This window comes from Candidatus Cloacimonadota bacterium (genome assembly GCA_019429305.1).
Lineage (GTDB): Bacteria > Cloacimonadota > Cloacimonadia > Cloacimonadales > JAJBBL01 > JAHYIR01.
The window spans coordinates 28,127-44,246 of record JAHYIR010000010.1; the positions used below are offsets into that span (position 1 = coordinate 28,127).

Sequence of the window (16,120 nt, forward strand, 5' to 3'; positions counted from 1 at the left end):
ACTTCAGGTCAAAATTATTGACAAAAAAAGCTGAGAATAATTCATAACATGATGTATTGTTAACGAAAGTTGGCTGCATAACCTTGATAAAAAAAGACGGAGAAATAATGAGAATACTTATAACGGGTGGAGCCGGATTTATCGGTTCACACTTAGCAGAAAAATTGCTGAAACAGGGGCATACTGTATCTGTTTTGGATAATCTTTCTACTGGAAAGCTATCGAATATTAGTCATTTAAAGGGAAATAGCAACTTTATATACACAATTGATACAATCCTTCATAGGAAAATTCTTGAGCAATTGATCAAGAACTGCGATCAGGTATTTCATTTAGCAGCTGCTGTTGGTGTTAAATATATCATAGATAATCCCTTGTTATCTTTGCAAACGAATATCATCGGAACAGAAAATGTTCTGGAGTTGGCCAATAAATATAAGAAAAAGGTACTCGTAACTTCAACATCAGAAATATACGGTAAAAGTGAAAAAGTCCCTTTTAAAGAAGAGGATGATAGATTATTGGGCTCGACCCACATATCGCGATGGAGTTACAGCTCTTCTAAAGCGATTGATGAGTTTCTTGCTCTGGCTTATTATCGGGAAAAGAAACTCCCTGTCGTTATCGTCAGGTGTTTCAACACTGTCGGTCCTAGACAGTCCAGTCAATACGGAATGGTTCTGCCTAAATTTGTTAAGAATGCTCTCTTGGATCATCCTTTAACTATCTATGGTGATGGTAAACAATCTAGATGCTTTGCAGATGTAGAGGATGTAGTTAACGGAATAATCAAACTGATGAGCGAAAAGAAAGCTGAAGGTCAAATATTTAACATCGGGAGTACTGAAGAGATAACTATAGAAGAACTCGCTCAAAAGATAAAGAAAATGACCGGTAGTAAATCCAAGATAGAGTATATTAAATATGATGATGCCTACGAGGAAGGATTTGAAGATATGAGAAGGCGAGTTCCGGACTTAACGAAAATCAAAGAAATGATCGCTTATGAACCAAAACACAAACTAAAAGATATCTTAAATAGGGTTATCAAATATTATGAAGAATAATAACTTATTACTTATTTCATTCTTTTTGCTTACTATCTCATTTCTCTCTGCAAGAGAATCAGTAGATTTTCCAGAAGAGTATATTGTCCGACCCGGTGATGTATTCACCATCCAGATCATTAGTCTCCAGACACAGGACATTCTTGTACCTGTAACTGTTACAGGGCACCTTACTCTCTATCCTATTACTTCCCCGATTAAGGTTGCAGGACATTCTCTAAAAGATGTTCAGGGAATGGTTACAAGTGAGATAAGAAGATTTTTCCCTAATGCAAAGATAAATGTCGATCTTTACTCAATTATTCCATATTCTGTTCATATCTTTGGAGCAGTTACCAAACCGGGTGAATATGTAGTTGATACACTCATGACTCTATATCAATCACTACAATTAGCCGGTGACTTGAGTCCGGCAGCAAGTAAAAGGATTAAGATAACACGAAACGAACAGATTAAGATTTATGATCTTAATCGATATTTTGCCTTAGGTGACCTTTCAGAGAATCCTCTTGTGTTTAGTGATGATCTTATCAGAGTAGATTTTGCTAATGAATTTGCTAAATTATATGTCGTAACCGACTCAGTTAATTATGTAGAATACTTCGAGATGGAAACTGAAAAACAGGTTGCTGAACTTCTGCCGCTTATTAAGAAAAAATACTCTCATAGTGATTACGAAAAAATCTTTTTGCGTCGAGATGGAATTCTGAAACAGGTAGAACACAATTACTATATTCGGGCAGGAGACAATATTTATCTACACCCTGAAGAGAGCTTTATATACGTTAGAGGTAATGTTGCCAGACCAAGTAAATTCACATATTACCCCGGTAAAAATCCCGAATATTACATTTCACTATCCGGAGGAGTCAGTCGTACAGGTTCGCAAAGGAGAATATTTATCGTATCCAAGGATGGTGATAAAACTAGATATCGGGGGCAAGAAATTAATGAAGGAGATTCGATCATAATTCCTTTAGCAACCCGGACATGGTTAACCGATTATCTAACCCCTATTAGCGCAATTATATCAATGACAGCTACTATAATAGTACTAACTAGATAAATACAATTAAGTGTCTACTAACACAATAATTAGGAGTCTCAATTAATGAAAGTTCCTCTACTTGATCTAAACGCCCACTATGAACCTTTAATGGATAAGATCCGCTGTAAACTCGAAGAGGTCTTCTCTACTCACCAGTATATCTTAGGTCCTCAAGTAAAAGCTTTCGAGCTTATGATGCAGGATTATCTTGATGCTAATTATGCCATCGGATGTGCATCAGGAACTGATGCCCTAATACTCGCTCTACAAGCTCTGCATATCAGACCAGGAGATGAAGTTATAACTACTCCATTTACTTTCTTTGCTACTGCCAGTTCTATTGCCAGAGTAAGCGCCAAACCGGTCTTTGTCGATATTCTGCCCGAAACCTTTAACATCGATCCTTCTCTTATTGAAGCGGCAATTACAAATAAAACAAAAGCAATCATACCGGTTCATCTCTTTGGTCAAAGTGCTGAAATGGATAAGATATCTGAAATTGCCAAAAGACACAATTTGGCTATAATTGAAGACAATGCTCAAGGAATTGGAGCACTTTATGATGGAGTAAAGGTTGGAACTATAGGTGATATCGGCACTCTTTCTTTCTTTCCGAGTAAAAATCTCGGATGTATGGGTGACGGAGGTATGTGTTTAACAAATAATGAAGAATTAGCCAATAATTTAAGACAATTAAGAGTACATGGTGAGAATCCCAAGTATTACCATAAATGGATAGGACTTAACAGCCGTCTTGACTCTGTTCAGGCAGCAATTCTGGCAGTAAAACTGCCGCATCTGGAAGAGTGGTCTGAACTGAGAAGAGAAAATGCTACATATTATTACAAACATTTACAAGGTGTAAAGCAAATTAAACTCCCAGTTATTCATCCCAAAGCAAAATCAATATATAATCAATTTACTATCATAGCAGAACAGAGAGATAAACTGTTAGAGAGATTGTCCGGAGCAGGTATTGGTTGCGCAATCTACTATCCGTTGCCATTACATCTTCAAGAATGTTTTGCCTATCTAAACGGTCAAATAGGTGACTGCCCTAATGCTGAAGAATTGGCTCAAAAAGTTCTTTCAATTCCCATATATCCCGAACTGAGTAATGATCAGCAAGATTTTGTGATTGAAACTATAAAAGAGTTTTACCGGGATCAAAAATAGATCTTTAAGGAGTATGTAATGAATCTAATAGTCTGTATTAAACAAGTTCCAAATACAACTGAGATAAAGATAGATCCGACAAATAATACACTTATCCGCGAAGGTGTTGAAAGTATTATAAACCCCTTTGATCTATACGCAATAGAAGAGGCGATTAGACTCAAAGAAAAGTTTGGCGGGAAAGTTACTGCTTTGAGTATGGGACCACCTCAAGTTGAAAATGCTCTAAGGGAAGCTGTCTCTATGGGTGTAGATGAAATAATTCTTTTATCAGACAGAAGATTCGCTGGTGCTGATACTTGGGCTACCAGTCTGACATTAGCAGCAGCAATAAATAAAATTGCTCAATATGACTTGATCCTCTTCGGTCAGCAGGCAATTGATGGAGATACAGCTCAGGTTGGTCCCGGTGTTGCTACCCATTTATCTTTACCACAGACCTGTTTTGTCAGAAAGATCAATAAAATTGAGAACCAAGTTATTACTGCAGAACGGCTCATGGAAGATGGTTTTGATACCGTGGAAATGAATCTTCCTGCCGTTGTTTCGGTCGTTAAAGAGATCAACGTCCCGCGATTGCCCTCTCTTCGCGGCAAGAGAATTGCTAAAACAACTCCTCTGGCTATTTGGGATGCCGATGATCTTAATCTACCCGCTGAAGAAATTGGTCTGAACGGTTCCCCAACACAAGTAGTGAAGATATTCTCACCTCATCTCGAAAAAGATGGGGAAAAACATGAAGTCTCTACTGATGAAGCTGTTGAGATCTTGTATCGAAAAATTATGCAACTTAAAAATCAGTAAGGGGAAAAACCTTTTGTTAATTCCATTTATTATAAGTCAATAGGATGATACAAATAATATGCTAAGTGCTCTTTCCTTTCCTAATATAGATCCTGTCTTGTTTTCCATAGGTAGTTTGCAAGTTCGGTGGTATGGCTTGTTTTATATCATTGCTTTTGTTATCGGTTATATCTTTATTAAAAAAAATCTCCGAAAGAAAGAGGTTAATATAACCAACGAGCAGTATGATACAATGCTCTTTAATACCCTCTTAGGGGTGATTATTGGTGGTAGATTAGGTTATGTACTCTTTTATAACCTCTCCGAATATCTGCAACATCCTTTGAAAATCTTTGCTGTTTGGGAAGGGGGAATGTCTTTTCATGGTGGCGCAATAGCAGTTCTCCTTTTAGGATACTTTTTTGTGAAAAGAAATCGGCTCAGATTCTACCCATTAGCTGATGCAGTTGTGCCTTTTGCTGCTTTAGGATTGGGATTGGGGAGGATCGGCAATTTCATTAATGCAGAGTTATATGGAAGAGTAACAAATGTCCCCTGGGCAATGATTTTTCCCGGTTCTGATGGACTGCCCAGGCATCCGTCACAGCTTTATCAAGCGTTTTTTGAAGGTTTGTTGTTGTTTGTTATTCTACAATTTCTTTATACTAAGAGATTAAAAGAGGGATTTGTCTTTTGGACTTTTATAGCTCTGTATGGGGTTTTTCGGTTCTTTATCGAATTCTATAGAGAACCTGATCCTCAATTAGGATTTGTCATCTTGGATTTTACCATGGGGCAAGTCTTATGTTTCCTAATGATCATAACAGCTTCTATCGGCTTTTATAATCTCTATAAACCGAAAGTGGCTAAGAAATAGATATGGAAAAGAAAGACTACCTAATAAGTAAAATCCGGATCATTGTCAGCTCTTTACTATTAATTCTCATTTTATCAGGTTGTTCCCTATTTATTCCGAGAAGAGTTCCTAAAGAAGAATTACTCCTTGCTCATCTTCAAAGCTGGGAAAGATTTCAATTGGATGGTATCGCAGAAATATCGGTCAGTCAGTTTCGCTTAAGAAAGAACATTTTTGTAATTAAAACACATGAAACTCTCAATATTTCATTATTTGACAGTGGTCTCTTTGGATTGCGACCTACTCCCTTTTTAAGCATTGAAATCGATTCTTTAGTTTCCTTGAATTTACCAGCTGGAATAGATCTAATGATGGAAGATATTCCAACAGAAAGCGATTTCTTAACAGTAAAAAAGTTCAATGATCTGCTTGAAACCCTAAAGAATAATTCGAGAATAATCGTTAGAGATGGCAGATTTGAGCTGAATAATGTCGAGTTTGTTTTTAACGATAAAATGCAGATTAACCTTCTGCAGTATATAGATGATGAGAGCGAAATTAGGGTTCAATTTCAATATAAAAGAGACGATCAATTGGATCGGATCAACTTATTTGTCGATAATAACAGGTTAGTCGAGATTATTGTCGATAGCATCAGATATGGTTAATACAGAGGTAAGATAAATGATAAAGCGTTATAGTTTGCCTGATATGTCAAAGATTTGGGAACTGTCCAATAAATACCAGTGTTGGTTAGATGTTGAGTTGGCTGTTTGTAAAGCACTTTATGAGATGGGATTAATCCCTGAGGAAGACTATCAGCAGATTGAATCAAAGGCAGATTTTGATGAAGACCGTATTACCGAATTAGAGAACATAACTAAACATGATATAATTGCTTTTCTCAATAATCTGCAGGAAAATATTGGACCTGCTTCTAGATGGATTCATTATGGTTTAACGTCTTCTGATATTCTTGATACAGCTACTTCATTACAGCTTAAACAGGCAGGAGAGATGATCCTCAGAGATTTGATCAATCTCTCGGAAATTCTCAAAATTAAGGCAAAAGAGCATAGAAATACTCTCTGTATAGGAAGAACTCATGGTATTCATGCCGAACCCACTACTTTCGGTTTAAAATTTGCCCTTTGGTTTGATGAGATGCAAAGAAATTTACACAGGATGGAACATGCTATTATAGATATCTCTGTGGGAAAAATCTCAGGAGCTGTTGGTAATTATGCACATCTTGAACCGGAAGTAGAGAGTAAAGCTTGTTCTTTCTTGGAACTAAAACCAGCAAATATCACTACTCAAGTAATTTCGCGAGACTCTTATGCTCAATATATGTCAACTTTAGCTATTATTGGGACTACTATTGAAAAAATTGCCTTGGAAATCAGACATTTACAGAGAACTGAGGTTAGTGAAGTTGCAGAGAATTTCACCAAAGGTCAGCAAGGTTCCTCAGCAATGCCTCATAAAAAGAATCCGATTGTTAGTGAACAATTATGCGGGTTAGCCAGAATATTGAGAAGCAATTTAATAGCTGCTTTAGAGAATAATGCACTCTGGCATGAACGAGATATCAGTCATTCCTCAGTTGAAAGAATTATTCTGCCCGACTCTACTATCCTGATTGACTATATGTTGAACAAAACAGCAGATTTAATCGAAAATCTTGTTGTCTATCCTGAAAAAATGCTGGAAAATCTGGAAATCACTGATGGACAGTTTTTTTCTCAATCACTTTTACTTAAGCTAATAGAAAAAGGACACAGCAGGGAAAAGGCATATAAAATAATACAAGATTTAGCTTTTAAGAGTAGAGAATCAGAAAAATCTTTCCGAGAAACTGCTCTTACAGAAAGCTTCCTGAAGGATATGTTTACTGAGAACGATATAAAAGAGATTTTTTCCCTGAACAGATATACTGAACACATTAACTATATTTTCAATAAGCTTGGAATTAATTAATGACTGATTATAATCCACCAGAAGTTTTAATTTCAATAACCAAGATCAAATATCAAAAAGCTATTATACCAATTCTGATTGTCCTCGGAGTATTTATTATAGAATTGACTTCACCAATTCAGATTCTTCGATACATCTCTCTACTGGCATTTATCTATTATCTTTACTTGATAATTATTTATAGAATTAATAAATCTGTTGGTGAAACAGAGGATAAGCAAGTTCTTTCACCGATTCATGGTAAAGTAGTTAAGATAGAGAACCATGATAATGAGATTATCGTTATAATCCTTAAGAACTTCTATCAACCAGCAGATATAAGGTTTTCGTCAGATAATGAACGAGAAAGGATTGAGGATGATAAGAAAACTGATGAAGGTGTCGATAAAAGGGATAATTTATCACTATCAAATCAAGATTCATCAATAAAGTGGACTCTAAATGGAAAAAGCATCTATTATTTTCCGAGAGCATTGAAAAGAAAGAGTGTTCTTGCCGGTATCATTACGGGAAAAGGAATCTGTCACTTTCAACTAACTCAAGATTATTCTATTTTGGTAAAATTAGGCCAAAAAGTAGAAGCAGGCATTACGGCTATTGGTGCAATAGAATGAAAAGCATTAAGTATTTAATACCTAATTTTTTTACTAGTTTGAGTCTTTTATCTGCATTGATTGCTATTCATTACATATCCATAGGCGAGTTTATTTTAGCTCCTTGGTTGATAATGTTCTCTATGATATGTGACTTTTTAGACGGCAAATTTGCCCGTATTTTAGATGCGGCAACACCATTTGGTGCTCTTTTTGATACAATGTCTGATTTTGTAGCGTTTGGTATTGCACCTGCATTTCTTATTTATCAAGTCTCTTTGTATCGTATACCTTTTTTAGGAGCGCTAGTAACGATCATATTTGTCTTCTCTGGCTGTTTCAGATTAGTTAGATTTTCATTAAGAAACAACGATATACATAAAAAGTCTTCATTTATTGGCTTACCAATACCTATTGCTGCCGGTTTTATCTCTTCATCTGTAATTTTAAGTCTTCGGACTTGGAATCAGATACCGGATGATAACATTTTTATGATTATTGTCTTCTTAATCTCAATACTGATGATCAGCAGGATAGAATATTTAACAATAGAACAGGATACCTTATATCGTAAAAATTTTCGGTTTCTATTCGCTTTGTTTCTCATTTCCGCTGTTGTGACTTTTAAGTACTTCTATATTGCCATTCTTTTCTGGATAACTTCCTATATTCTTTTTTGCCTTCTGAGGCATATTTTTGTTTTTATCTTAAATAAACAACGTTTTTTAAAAAGAAACACAGGATAAATAAACTATGAAAGCTAAAGTATTTGTGACTTTAAAGCCGAGTGTTCTAGATCCTCAAGGCAAAACAGTTATGCACTCACTCCATTCACTTGGATATGAAAAAATAACTGATGTCAGAGTTAGTAAATACATCGAAATTTCTTATGAGGGGCATGATCGGAAATCTTTTGCCGAAGAGCTGGAGATCATCTGTAATAAAGTTTTGGCTAATCCCAATATTGAAGTATATCATTACGATATAGAAGACTAAGATAAGATATGGTTAAATATAGCATTATTACTTTCCCCGGCTCCAATTGTGATCATGATAGTTATTATATTGCCTTAAAGAGAAACAACAAAGTAAATTTGATTTGGCATAAAGATACAGATCTGCAGAATCCTGATATAGTTATCCTGCCGGGTGGGTTCTCTTACGGAGACTATCTACGCTGTGGCATTATAGCTCGTTTCTCTCCGATTATCAACGAAGTAGTTAAGTTCGCTCAGAGAGGGGGGTTAGTCCTTGGTATCTGTAATGGATTTCAAATACTTACTGAATGTGGTCTCTTACCCGGCGCTTTGATGATGAACAGAGATCTAAAGTTCATCTGTCAACACCAATATATCTCCGTTTCTAATAATAAAACCCCTTTCACTCACTTGTTAATAAAAGGAAATACAATTGATATTCCAATAGCACATAAAGAGGGTAACTACTTCATCGATAACGAAGGATTAAAAGAGTTGGAGGATAATGAGCAGATCGTATTTCAGTATTCTGACAAATATGGTAATATTTCTGCTTCCTTCAACCCAAACGGTTCTATCAAAAATATAGCAGGAATAATAAATAAAACGGGTAATGTCCTCGGAATGATGCCTCACCCTGAAAGAAATGCTGAAGATTTCAGCGGATCAGAAGATGGTTCCAAAATATTCGCTTCTCTCGAACAATCCTTTCTCTCTTCTCATTGATCTGATATTTCCCAAAATTTGCTTTACTTGTTTATCCAGAATTGAAGATGATGATAATTTTCTCTGCCAAGGATGTAAAAAAGAACTGCAGTTATTGCCAGATTCATGCTGTCCGGTATGCGGTTCTCTCAACACTTTGACAAAAGAGAACTGTGTGTTCTGCCAATCTGAAAAAGTCTATTTTGACCGATGTCGTTCTATTTTCCCTTATAATGATGTCGTTAGAACGTTAATACACGAGCTAAAATACAACGATATGACTAATATTGCAGGATATCTGGCAGAGCATGCCATCAAATACCTTCGCAGCAAAAATCCTTTCTCACAAATTGATTATGTATGCCCTGTACCGTTACACCCCACGAGAAGAAGAGAACGTGGATATAATCAAGCGGCATTTATAGCAAAAAAACTAGCTAGTCACTTCGGTTGGGATTACAAACCAGATGTTATTAAGAGAGTTAAGTTCACTGAAAGTCAAGCTAATTTGACTCCTAAGCAGAGAAAAGAGAACGTTAACAGGGCATTTTCTATTGACAGAAACTTTATACTTTATGAAGTTAATATCTTGATTATTGATGATGTGTTTACAACCGGTGCAACAGTAAACTCGATCTGTCAGCTACTTAGACAACATCGAGTAAATAATATCTATGTACTCACCGTTGCCCGTGCTTAATCAGATTGAAGAGTATTATGATAGTAGAAATTGACAGAGAAAGAGCAATAGAATTAATTGAAAAATGTGCCAGATTTATCGCAGAGAGACATCTTGGTGCTGCAGCTATAATGGCAATTGAGTCATTAAAGCCGCTGAATTTTATTGGAAGCCAATTGCTTTACACAATTTCTCCCTTTGCTGAGGTTTTTTTTGATCCTAAAGAGTATCAAGAAATTGCAGCTCTCTTAGAACAGAGGGAATATGTTGAACTGTTAATCAGAAGGATAGACGAATTAGATGATGAAATGCATCGAGAAGAACGGGAAAAGAAAAGGATGCTTAGAAAGCGAAAAAGGACAAAGAGAAAAGAAAAGTTTGCTGAGTTTAAGAAAAAGATTTTGAAAAAGAAAGAATAAATAGAAATCAGGGGGAAGAATGAGTAACGATAAATTAACGAGAATACTAGCTACAGATTGCGGTAGTACTACAACAAAAGCAATCCTGATAGAGTATGTTGATGGTGAGTACCGCCAGACAGTTCGTGGTGAAGCTCCAACAACTGTGGAAGCACCTCTTAATGATGTTACAAAAGGTGTACTTAATGCTGTTAATGAGGTAGAAGAGTTAGCACGACTTAAGTATAATAATCCCAACATCTCTTTTATTGAAAACGAAAAGATCATCATTCCAAAAGAAGGAGATCGAGGTGTTGATGCTTATGTATCCACCAGTAGCGCCGGTGGTGGCTTACAAATGATGGTAACTGGTGTAGTGGCTAAAATGACCGGTGAAAGCGCCGAAAGAGCTGCACTCGGAGCTGGTGCTATAGTTATGGATTTAATCGCCAGCAACGACAAACGACCTAATTATGAAAAAATTGAACGCATTCGTCATCTTAGACCTGACATGATCCTTCTGGGTGGTGGTGTAGATGGTGGAACAACCAAGCATGTTGCTGAGTTAGCAGAATTAATAGCTGCTGCTGATCCCAGACCGAGACTCGGCTCCAGCTACAAGTTACCCATTATCTATGCAGGAAACAATGCTGCTGCTGATATAGTCAGAGAGACCTTAGCCGACAAAGTTGATCTGATCATTACTGATAATATCCGACCAACCCTTGAACAAGAGAATTTGGGACCTGCTCGTGACAAGATTCATGATCTCTTTATGGAACACGTAATGGCTCAAGCGCCAGGATACAGTAAATTGATGACTTGGACTGTCGGTCCTATTGAAGGTCAATTAAAGAACATCCCGATAATGCCTACTCCTGCAGCAGTGGGAAATATCATGCAAACTATTGCTAAAGTTGAGAACATAGAAGTGCTGGGTGTTGATATCGGTGGTGCTACAACCGACGTATTTTCAGTCTTTACAGAAGAGTTCGTTTTTAATAGGACTGTTAGTGCTAACCTCGGCTTGAGTTATAGTATTTCTAACGTTCTTGCTTCAACTGGTCTAAGCAATATTTTACGTTGGGTACCCTTCGATATTGATGACTCAGATCTAAGAAATATGATCAAAAATAAAATGATCAGACCCACTACAATACCACAATTGTTAGAAGAATTAGTACTGGAGCAAGCTATTGCCAAAGAAGCCCTGAGACTTGCTTTCTTACAGCACAAGGAATTCGCTGTTACTCTCAAAGGAACACAGAAAACACGTAGCATATCGGAAGCTTTTGAACAATCGGTATCAGGAGAGACAATAGTTAACATGATGACTTTGGATATCTTGGTGGGTAGTGGTGGAGTACTATCACATGCTCCCAGAAGAAATCAAACAGCTATGATGTTGTTAGATGCTTTCTTACCTGAAGGTATAACTAAACTAGCTGTTGATAGTATCTTTATGATGCCTCAATTGGGCGTTTTGGCTGAGATAAGTGAAAAAGCTGCTGCTGAAGTATTCAAAAAGGATTGCTTGATTCATCTTGGAACAAGTGTTGCTCCTGTTGGAGTAACTAAGATCGGTCAATCAGTACTAGCTGCAAAAATTGAACTTCCTGATGGTTCTGTTTTCGAAGAAGATATTCCTTTTGGAGAGCTACGACTAATTCCTTTGGGTGTGGATGAGACAGCTAAGGCGACACTTAAACCGAAGAAAGGATTTGATCTCGGTAAAGGAAAGAATCAAGAAGTCATTGCTGATCTGACAGGAGGAGTAGTCGGTATTGTTATCGATACTAGAGGTCGACCATTACAACTACCATCAGATAATGCTCTACGAGTAAGTCTACTCAAGAAATGGATGAAAGAACTTAAAGCTTATCCTGAAGAAATATTAGCGTAGGAGGAGAAATGGCACAAGCATACTCAGCGGGATTAACCGTAACAGAAAATATTATACTCAGAAAAGAGAGAATATTACCCCTTAAGGGGGAAGTATTAGTTAAAAAGGGTGATAAAGTAAAAGCAAACGATCTGGTTGCACAGACATTTTTACCGGGTAAAGTTATTCCCTTGAAACTTGCTAATAAACTTGGTGTTTTACCATCTTTTCTACCACAGTATATGAAGGTACAACCGGGTGAAATATTAAAGAAAGGACAAATATTAGCCGAAACGAAAGGATTTTTAGGGCTCTTCAAATCCTCTGTCCGTTCTCCTATCGAAGGTGAATTGGAAAGCATCTCCCAACATACCGGTCAGGCATTATTGCGTGAACCGAAAATTCCTATTCAGGTAAAAGCGTTTATTGATGGTATTATTGTGGATGTAATCGAAAATGAAGGTGTAGTCATTGAAAATAAATCTGCCTATGTTCAAGGTATTTTTGGACTAGGTCATGAAATAAATGGTGAAATTAAGATGCTTATTCCCTCACCTGACGCAGTTATTGATGACAAAGATATTACCGAAGAATGCCGTGACAAGATAATCGTTACGGGAGCAGTGTTAACTATTGCTCTGATAGAAAAGGCAAAAACTGTTGGAGTAAAAGGAATTATTACTGCCGGAATTGAGGATCAGGATATCAAGAAACTTCTTGGATACGACATCGGTGTAGCTATTACTGGTCATGAGAATATCGGTTTAACTATTGTTGTTACTGAAGGATTCGGCAAAATTAGTATGGCAAGAAAGACATTCGAATTATTGAAAAAGTTTGAGGGATATATGGCTTCGATCCATGGTATGACTCAGATCAGAGCAGGAGTAATCAGACCTGAGATCATTATACCATTAGAGTTTGAAGAAAGAGACCTCAAAGAAGTTAAAGTAAAGGTATCAACTTTAGAGATTGGTGGAATGATAAGAATAATTCGACAACCAAACTTTGGTAAAATTGGACGAATTACGGCTCTTCCAGAAAAGTTATTTACTGTGGAAAGCGAGACCAAGGTCCGTATCTTGGAAGCAGAATTGGAAGATGGCAAAAAAGTTACCTTGCCACGAGCCAATGTCGAAGTAATAGAAGTATAAACAATTTATAGCTAATAGGAGTAGATATATGACAGAGATAATTTTAATACAAGCCAGACAAATACTTGATTCAAGGGGTAATCCAACAATAGAAACTGATATATATCTCGATTGCGGGATAATAGGCAGAGCAGCTGTGCCAAGTGGAGCTTCAACAGGAGATTATGAAGCTGTTGAATTACGAGACGGTGATAATCATTATTATGGTGGAAAAGGGGTTCTCAAAGCAGTTAAAAATGTCAATGAGATCATAGGTCCTGAATTAATAGGTTTTGATGTTACAGATCAAGTTTTTATTGATAAAAAAATGATCGAGCTTGATGGTACTGAAAATAAAGGGAAACTAGGAGCAAATGCCATACTTAGTGTTTCTATGGCAGCAGCCAGGGCAGCAGCACAAGTTTTCGATACACCCTTGTTTAGATATATTGGTGGCACTAATGCTTGTAGATTACCTGTACCAATGGCAAACATACTTAATGGCGGCTCTCACGCTGATAATAATGTTGACCTACAAGAGTTCATGATAATGCCTTTGGGGGCGAAGACCTTTAGCCAAGCATTGCAGATAAATACAGAAATTTTTCATACTCTAAAAAGCATCTTGAAGAAACAAGGATATTCTACTTCGGTAGGTGACGAAGGTGGATTTGCTCCTAATCTAAAATCAAATGAAGAAGCAATTGAAGTCATCATGAAAGCTATTGAAGCTAGTGGATACAGGTCCGGTGAAGATGTATATATTACATTAGATCCGGCAGCTTCGGAGTTTTTCGATCAGGGAAAGTATCATCTTAAAAGTGAGTCGAGAAGTCTAACATCTGAAGAGATGGTTGATTATTATGCAAACCTTTGTGCTAAATATCCGATTATTTCTATAGAAGACGGTCTAGCTGAAGATGATTGGAATGGCTGGAAGCTATTAAATCAGAAGTTAGGCAGTAGAATACAAATCGTCGGAGACGACTTGTTCGTTACCAATAAAGTAAGGTTAGCGGAGGGTATAAAAAAGAATTGCGCTAACTCTATTTTGATAAAACTCAATCAAATTGGTACACTAACTGAAACATTAGAAACAATTGAGATGGCAAAATCTGCAGGATATACTACTGTTATCTCACACCGCAGCGGAGAAACCTGTGATACTTTTATTGCTGATTTAGCGGTTGCTGTCAATTCAGGACAGATTAAGACCGGTTCCCTATGCCGTAGTGAAAGGATTGCCAAGTATAATCAATTGCTTCGGATAGAAGAGCATTTAGGTGCCACAGCTCTCTTTTCAGGAAGAGACATCTTCTATAATCTTATAGAAAGAAAATAGAATTCCATGATTAAATAAAAAAGGGGCATATATGCCCCTTTTTTATATCCTTAAAACAGTGATTGCCTTATAATACTCCCTTATTTCATTCGTCTTGAAGTTTAATCGAAACAAGCAGTTTATTCTTCTCAAAACCTATAACTTTTACTGTTTTGCCACTATCAATGTGCTCTTCGCTTTTACTATAAGCAGGCCATTCATTGCTTCCAATCTTAACATAACCACTTTTTTTCTTTGTAATACCCTTGGTAAGAATTCCCTTCTTATTTAACAGGTTATTAACGTTCGTTTTACCGCTAGTGTAAACAAATACCTTTTTACTGATCTTCCTTAACCAAAGATATAACAAGAAAGTGAGTACAACAAAAATGAGAATAAGAATAAAACTGGTAGGAAATCTAATAGATAGCAACCCAATTAAAATAGCCCCCAGCCCCAAACTCAGGAAAACGAAATGAGGATAGTAGATCTCGATCATCAAGAATAATACTGCAAAAGTAAACCAAATCATTGCATAGATCATCTATTCTCTTATAGCTGGATAATTCTGAAAAACGAAAGCTCTATCTATTATCTTCATTAGGAGGAGTTGACTCTGTTTTTTCGCCCTCTTCCAATGGTTTATATTTTCGTTTTCTCTTTATTCGTCCATCACGACTCGAACCCTGGTTTCTGTTGATATAGCTATGATATCGGTAGTGATAATGAGAATCTTTATTTAAAGATCTGATTCCGAGAGTAACGAATAATTTGTCGAGCAATATCATTCCTAAATAAAGCAATACAACAATGATTGTTATTACGATGAAACTGATAACTGTCCACAAAGCAAAATAGATATACTTCATTAAACTGCCTGTGGTGTGTGGTGGGTCTATTCTACTGATGACGGCTAAAACCAGATGCTTTTGTTGTAGTTGTTGAGTTCTTATGTGATCTAATTGGTAAAGACTGTCAATAACCGTTTGGATGCTCCTTATCTGTCCCTGTATCTCCCCTATTTCTCGTGTAGTCAAATAAGGATTGTTTAATCTCTCACGATATCGCTGTAATAAATATCTGTTTTGTTCTATACGACTTGTGACATCGATAGCTGATAGAGCAATATCATCAATGGTTTCTGTCTTTTCTGTTTGTAAACCGGGTAAATCTCGAAACCTGGATAAAACATAGTTAAAGTTCTCTTCAGGTATCTCAATTACAGACACTATGCTTACATTACTCGATTCATGATAGAGGTTTAAAACACCTTCTGAAGCGATAACTTCATTGAATAACTTAGCTGCTGCGGGAAAGTTATTTACAGCAAAATTCACAACTGTCTTTCTGGAATGATAAGAATCATTAAAAACTCTTTCTGCTCTTCTTAGCTCAACTTCTCTTGGTTCAATCCCTGTTTTTCCAATATTTGATTGCCGAATCCCTAATATTATGGATATAAAAATAATACCAAAGATTATAAATCTCTTAAAACTCGAGCTCAACATTATCATGTGTTATA

General features: G+C 36.5%; 18 protein-coding genes. 16 read left to right on the plus strand and 2 right to left on the minus strand.

The genetic code is table 11. The features are described from left to right. Nucleotides 1-107: 107 nt before the first annotated feature. Genes K0B81_05720 through eno form a run of 16 tightly spaced genes read left to right on the plus strand, consistent with a single transcriptional unit; the run spans nt 108 to nt 14,619 of the window. Nucleotides 108-1,067, plus strand: a complete 960-nt coding sequence (locus K0B81_05720) for a GDP-mannose 4,6-dehydratase (protein ID MBW6516099.1) — start codon at nt 108-110, stop codon at nt 1,065-1,067. Further along, nucleotides 1,057-2,133, plus strand: coding sequence for an SLBB domain-containing protein (locus K0B81_05725; GenBank protein ID MBW6516100.1), 1,077 nt, complete (start codon nt 1,057-1,059; stop codon nt 2,131-2,133). The genes K0B81_05720 and K0B81_05725 overlap by 11 nt, the downstream gene beginning before the upstream one ends. Nucleotides 2,134-2,178: 45 nt before the next feature. Continuing rightward, nucleotides 2,179-3,291, plus strand: coding sequence for a DegT/DnrJ/EryC1/StrS family aminotransferase (locus tag K0B81_05730; GenBank protein MBW6516101.1), 1,113 nt, complete (start codon nt 2,179-2,181; stop codon nt 3,289-3,291). An 18-nt stretch (nt 3,292-3,309) separates the two neighbouring features. Beyond that, on the plus strand, nt 3,310-4,095 hold the full coding sequence (locus K0B81_05735) for an electron transfer flavoprotein subunit beta/FixA family protein (GenBank protein ID MBW6516102.1): 786 nt from the start codon (nt 3,310-3,312) through the stop codon (nt 4,093-4,095). A gap of 58 nt (nt 4,096-4,153) precedes the next feature. Continuing rightward, a complete protein-coding gene (gene lgt, locus K0B81_05740; protein ID MBW6516103.1) occupies nt 4,154-4,951 on the plus strand; it encodes a prolipoprotein diacylglyceryl transferase in 798 nt (265 codons plus the stop codon). Between the two features lie 2 nt (nt 4,952-4,953). Then, a complete protein-coding gene (locus tag K0B81_05745) occupies nt 4,954-5,598 on the plus strand; it encodes a hypothetical protein (GenBank protein MBW6516104.1) in 645 nt (214 codons plus the stop codon). Between the two features lie 16 nt (nt 5,599-5,614). Next, complete coding sequence (purB, locus tag K0B81_05750; GenBank protein MBW6516105.1) at nt 5,615-6,910, plus strand: adenylosuccinate lyase; 1,296 nt, start codon at nt 5,615-5,617, stop codon at nt 6,908-6,910. Next, entirely contained in the window at nt 6,910-7,524 is a 615-nt protein-coding gene (locus tag K0B81_05755) for a hypothetical protein (protein ID MBW6516106.1), read from the plus strand. The genes purB and K0B81_05755 overlap by 1 nt, the downstream gene beginning before the upstream one ends. After that, nucleotides 7,521-8,249, plus strand: a complete 729-nt coding sequence (gene pssA / locus K0B81_05760) for a CDP-diacylglycerol--serine O-phosphatidyltransferase (protein MBW6516107.1) — start codon at nt 7,521-7,523, stop codon at nt 8,247-8,249. The genes K0B81_05755 and pssA overlap by 4 nt, the downstream gene beginning before the upstream one ends. 7 nt (nt 8,250-8,256) lie before the next feature. After that, nucleotides 8,257-8,499 (plus strand): phosphoribosylformylglycinamidine synthase subunit PurS, encoded by a 243-nt coding sequence (gene purS / locus K0B81_05765; GenBank protein MBW6516108.1) that lies wholly within the window; start codon nt 8,257-8,259, stop codon nt 8,497-8,499. 8 nt (nt 8,500-8,507) lie between these two features. Then, nucleotides 8,508-9,206, plus strand: a complete 699-nt coding sequence (purQ, locus tag K0B81_05770) for a phosphoribosylformylglycinamidine synthase subunit PurQ (GenBank protein ID MBW6516109.1) — start codon at nt 8,508-8,510, stop codon at nt 9,204-9,206. Further along, a complete protein-coding gene (locus K0B81_05775; protein MBW6516110.1) occupies nt 9,154-9,885 on the plus strand; it encodes a ComF family protein in 732 nt (243 codons plus the stop codon). Before purQ ends, K0B81_05775 begins: the two co-directional genes overlap by 53 nt. A gap of 17 nt (nt 9,886-9,902) precedes the next feature. Further along, on the plus strand, nt 9,903-10,283 hold the full coding sequence (locus tag K0B81_05780; GenBank protein ID MBW6516111.1) for a hypothetical protein: 381 nt from the start codon (nt 9,903-9,905) through the stop codon (nt 10,281-10,283). A gap of 19 nt (nt 10,284-10,302) precedes the next feature. After that, entirely contained in the window at nt 10,303-12,165 is a 1,863-nt protein-coding gene (locus tag K0B81_05785; protein MBW6516112.1) for a glutamate mutase L, read from the plus strand. A gap of 8 nt (nt 12,166-12,173) precedes the next feature. After that, nucleotides 12,174-13,298 (plus strand): hypothetical protein, encoded by a 1,125-nt coding sequence (locus tag K0B81_05790; protein MBW6516113.1) that lies wholly within the window; start codon nt 12,174-12,176, stop codon nt 13,296-13,298. Between the two features lie 28 nt (nt 13,299-13,326). Continuing rightward, nucleotides 13,327-14,619 (plus strand): phosphopyruvate hydratase, encoded by a 1,293-nt coding sequence (gene eno, locus K0B81_05795; GenBank protein MBW6516114.1) that lies wholly within the window; start codon nt 13,327-13,329, stop codon nt 14,617-14,619. 85 nt (nt 14,620-14,704) lie between these two features. On the opposite strand, the gene K0B81_05800 is transcribed toward eno, so the two are convergent. Together K0B81_05800 and K0B81_05805 are read right to left on the minus strand one after the other, a co-directional pair. Next, a complete protein-coding gene (locus K0B81_05800) occupies nt 14,705-15,142 on the minus strand; it encodes an NfeD family protein (protein MBW6516115.1) in 438 nt (145 codons plus the stop codon). 40 nt (nt 15,143-15,182) lie between these two features. Then, nucleotides 15,183-16,112, minus strand: a complete 930-nt coding sequence (locus K0B81_05805; protein ID MBW6516116.1) for a DUF4349 domain-containing protein — start codon at nt 16,110-16,112, stop codon at nt 15,183-15,185. Between the last annotated feature and the right edge of the window lie 8 nt (nt 16,113-16,120).

Coding starts and splice junctions, on each gene's coding strand:
- purB (MBW6516105.1), top strand. CDS start 5,615: ATGATAAAGCGTTATAGTTTGCCTGATATGTCAAAGATTTGGGAACTG.
- lgt (MBW6516103.1), top strand. CDS start 4,154: ATGCTAAGTGCTCTTTCCTTTCCTAATATAGATCCTGTCTTGTTTTCC.
- K0B81_05720 (MBW6516099.1), top strand. CDS start 108: ATGAGAATACTTATAACGGGTGGAGCCGGATTTATCGGTTCACACTTA.
- K0B81_05805 (MBW6516116.1), bottom strand. CDS start 16,112: ATGATAATGTTGAGCTCGAGTTTTAAGAGATTTATAATCTTTGGTATT.
- purS (MBW6516108.1), top strand. CDS start 8,257: ATGAAAGCTAAAGTATTTGTGACTTTAAAGCCGAGTGTTCTAGATCCT.
- K0B81_05755 (MBW6516106.1), top strand. CDS start 6,910: ATGACTGATTATAATCCACCAGAAGTTTTAATTTCAATAACCAAGATC.
- K0B81_05775 (MBW6516110.1), top strand. CDS start 9,154: ATGGTTCCAAAATATTCGCTTCTCTCGAACAATCCTTTCTCTCTTCTC.
- K0B81_05780 (MBW6516111.1), top strand. CDS start 9,903: ATGATAGTAGAAATTGACAGAGAAAGAGCAATAGAATTAATTGAAAAA.
- K0B81_05735 (MBW6516102.1), top strand. CDS start 3,310: ATGAATCTAATAGTCTGTATTAAACAAGTTCCAAATACAACTGAGATA.
- K0B81_05725 (MBW6516100.1), top strand. CDS start 1,057: ATGAAGAATAATAACTTATTACTTATTTCATTCTTTTTGCTTACTATC.
- K0B81_05790 (MBW6516113.1), top strand. CDS start 12,174: ATGGCACAAGCATACTCAGCGGGATTAACCGTAACAGAAAATATTATA.
- K0B81_05785 (MBW6516112.1), top strand. CDS start 10,303: ATGAGTAACGATAAATTAACGAGAATACTAGCTACAGATTGCGGTAGT.
- K0B81_05730 (MBW6516101.1), top strand. CDS start 2,179: ATGAAAGTTCCTCTACTTGATCTAAACGCCCACTATGAACCTTTAATG.
- K0B81_05800 (MBW6516115.1), bottom strand. CDS start 15,142: ATGATCTATGCAATGATTTGGTTTACTTTTGCAGTATTATTCTTGATG.
- purQ (MBW6516109.1), top strand. CDS start 8,508: ATGGTTAAATATAGCATTATTACTTTCCCCGGCTCCAATTGTGATCAT.
- K0B81_05745 (MBW6516104.1), top strand. CDS start 4,954: ATGGAAAAGAAAGACTACCTAATAAGTAAAATCCGGATCATTGTCAGC.
- pssA (MBW6516107.1), top strand. CDS start 7,521: ATGAAAAGCATTAAGTATTTAATACCTAATTTTTTTACTAGTTTGAGT.
- eno (MBW6516114.1), top strand. CDS start 13,327: ATGACAGAGATAATTTTAATACAAGCCAGACAAATACTTGATTCAAGG.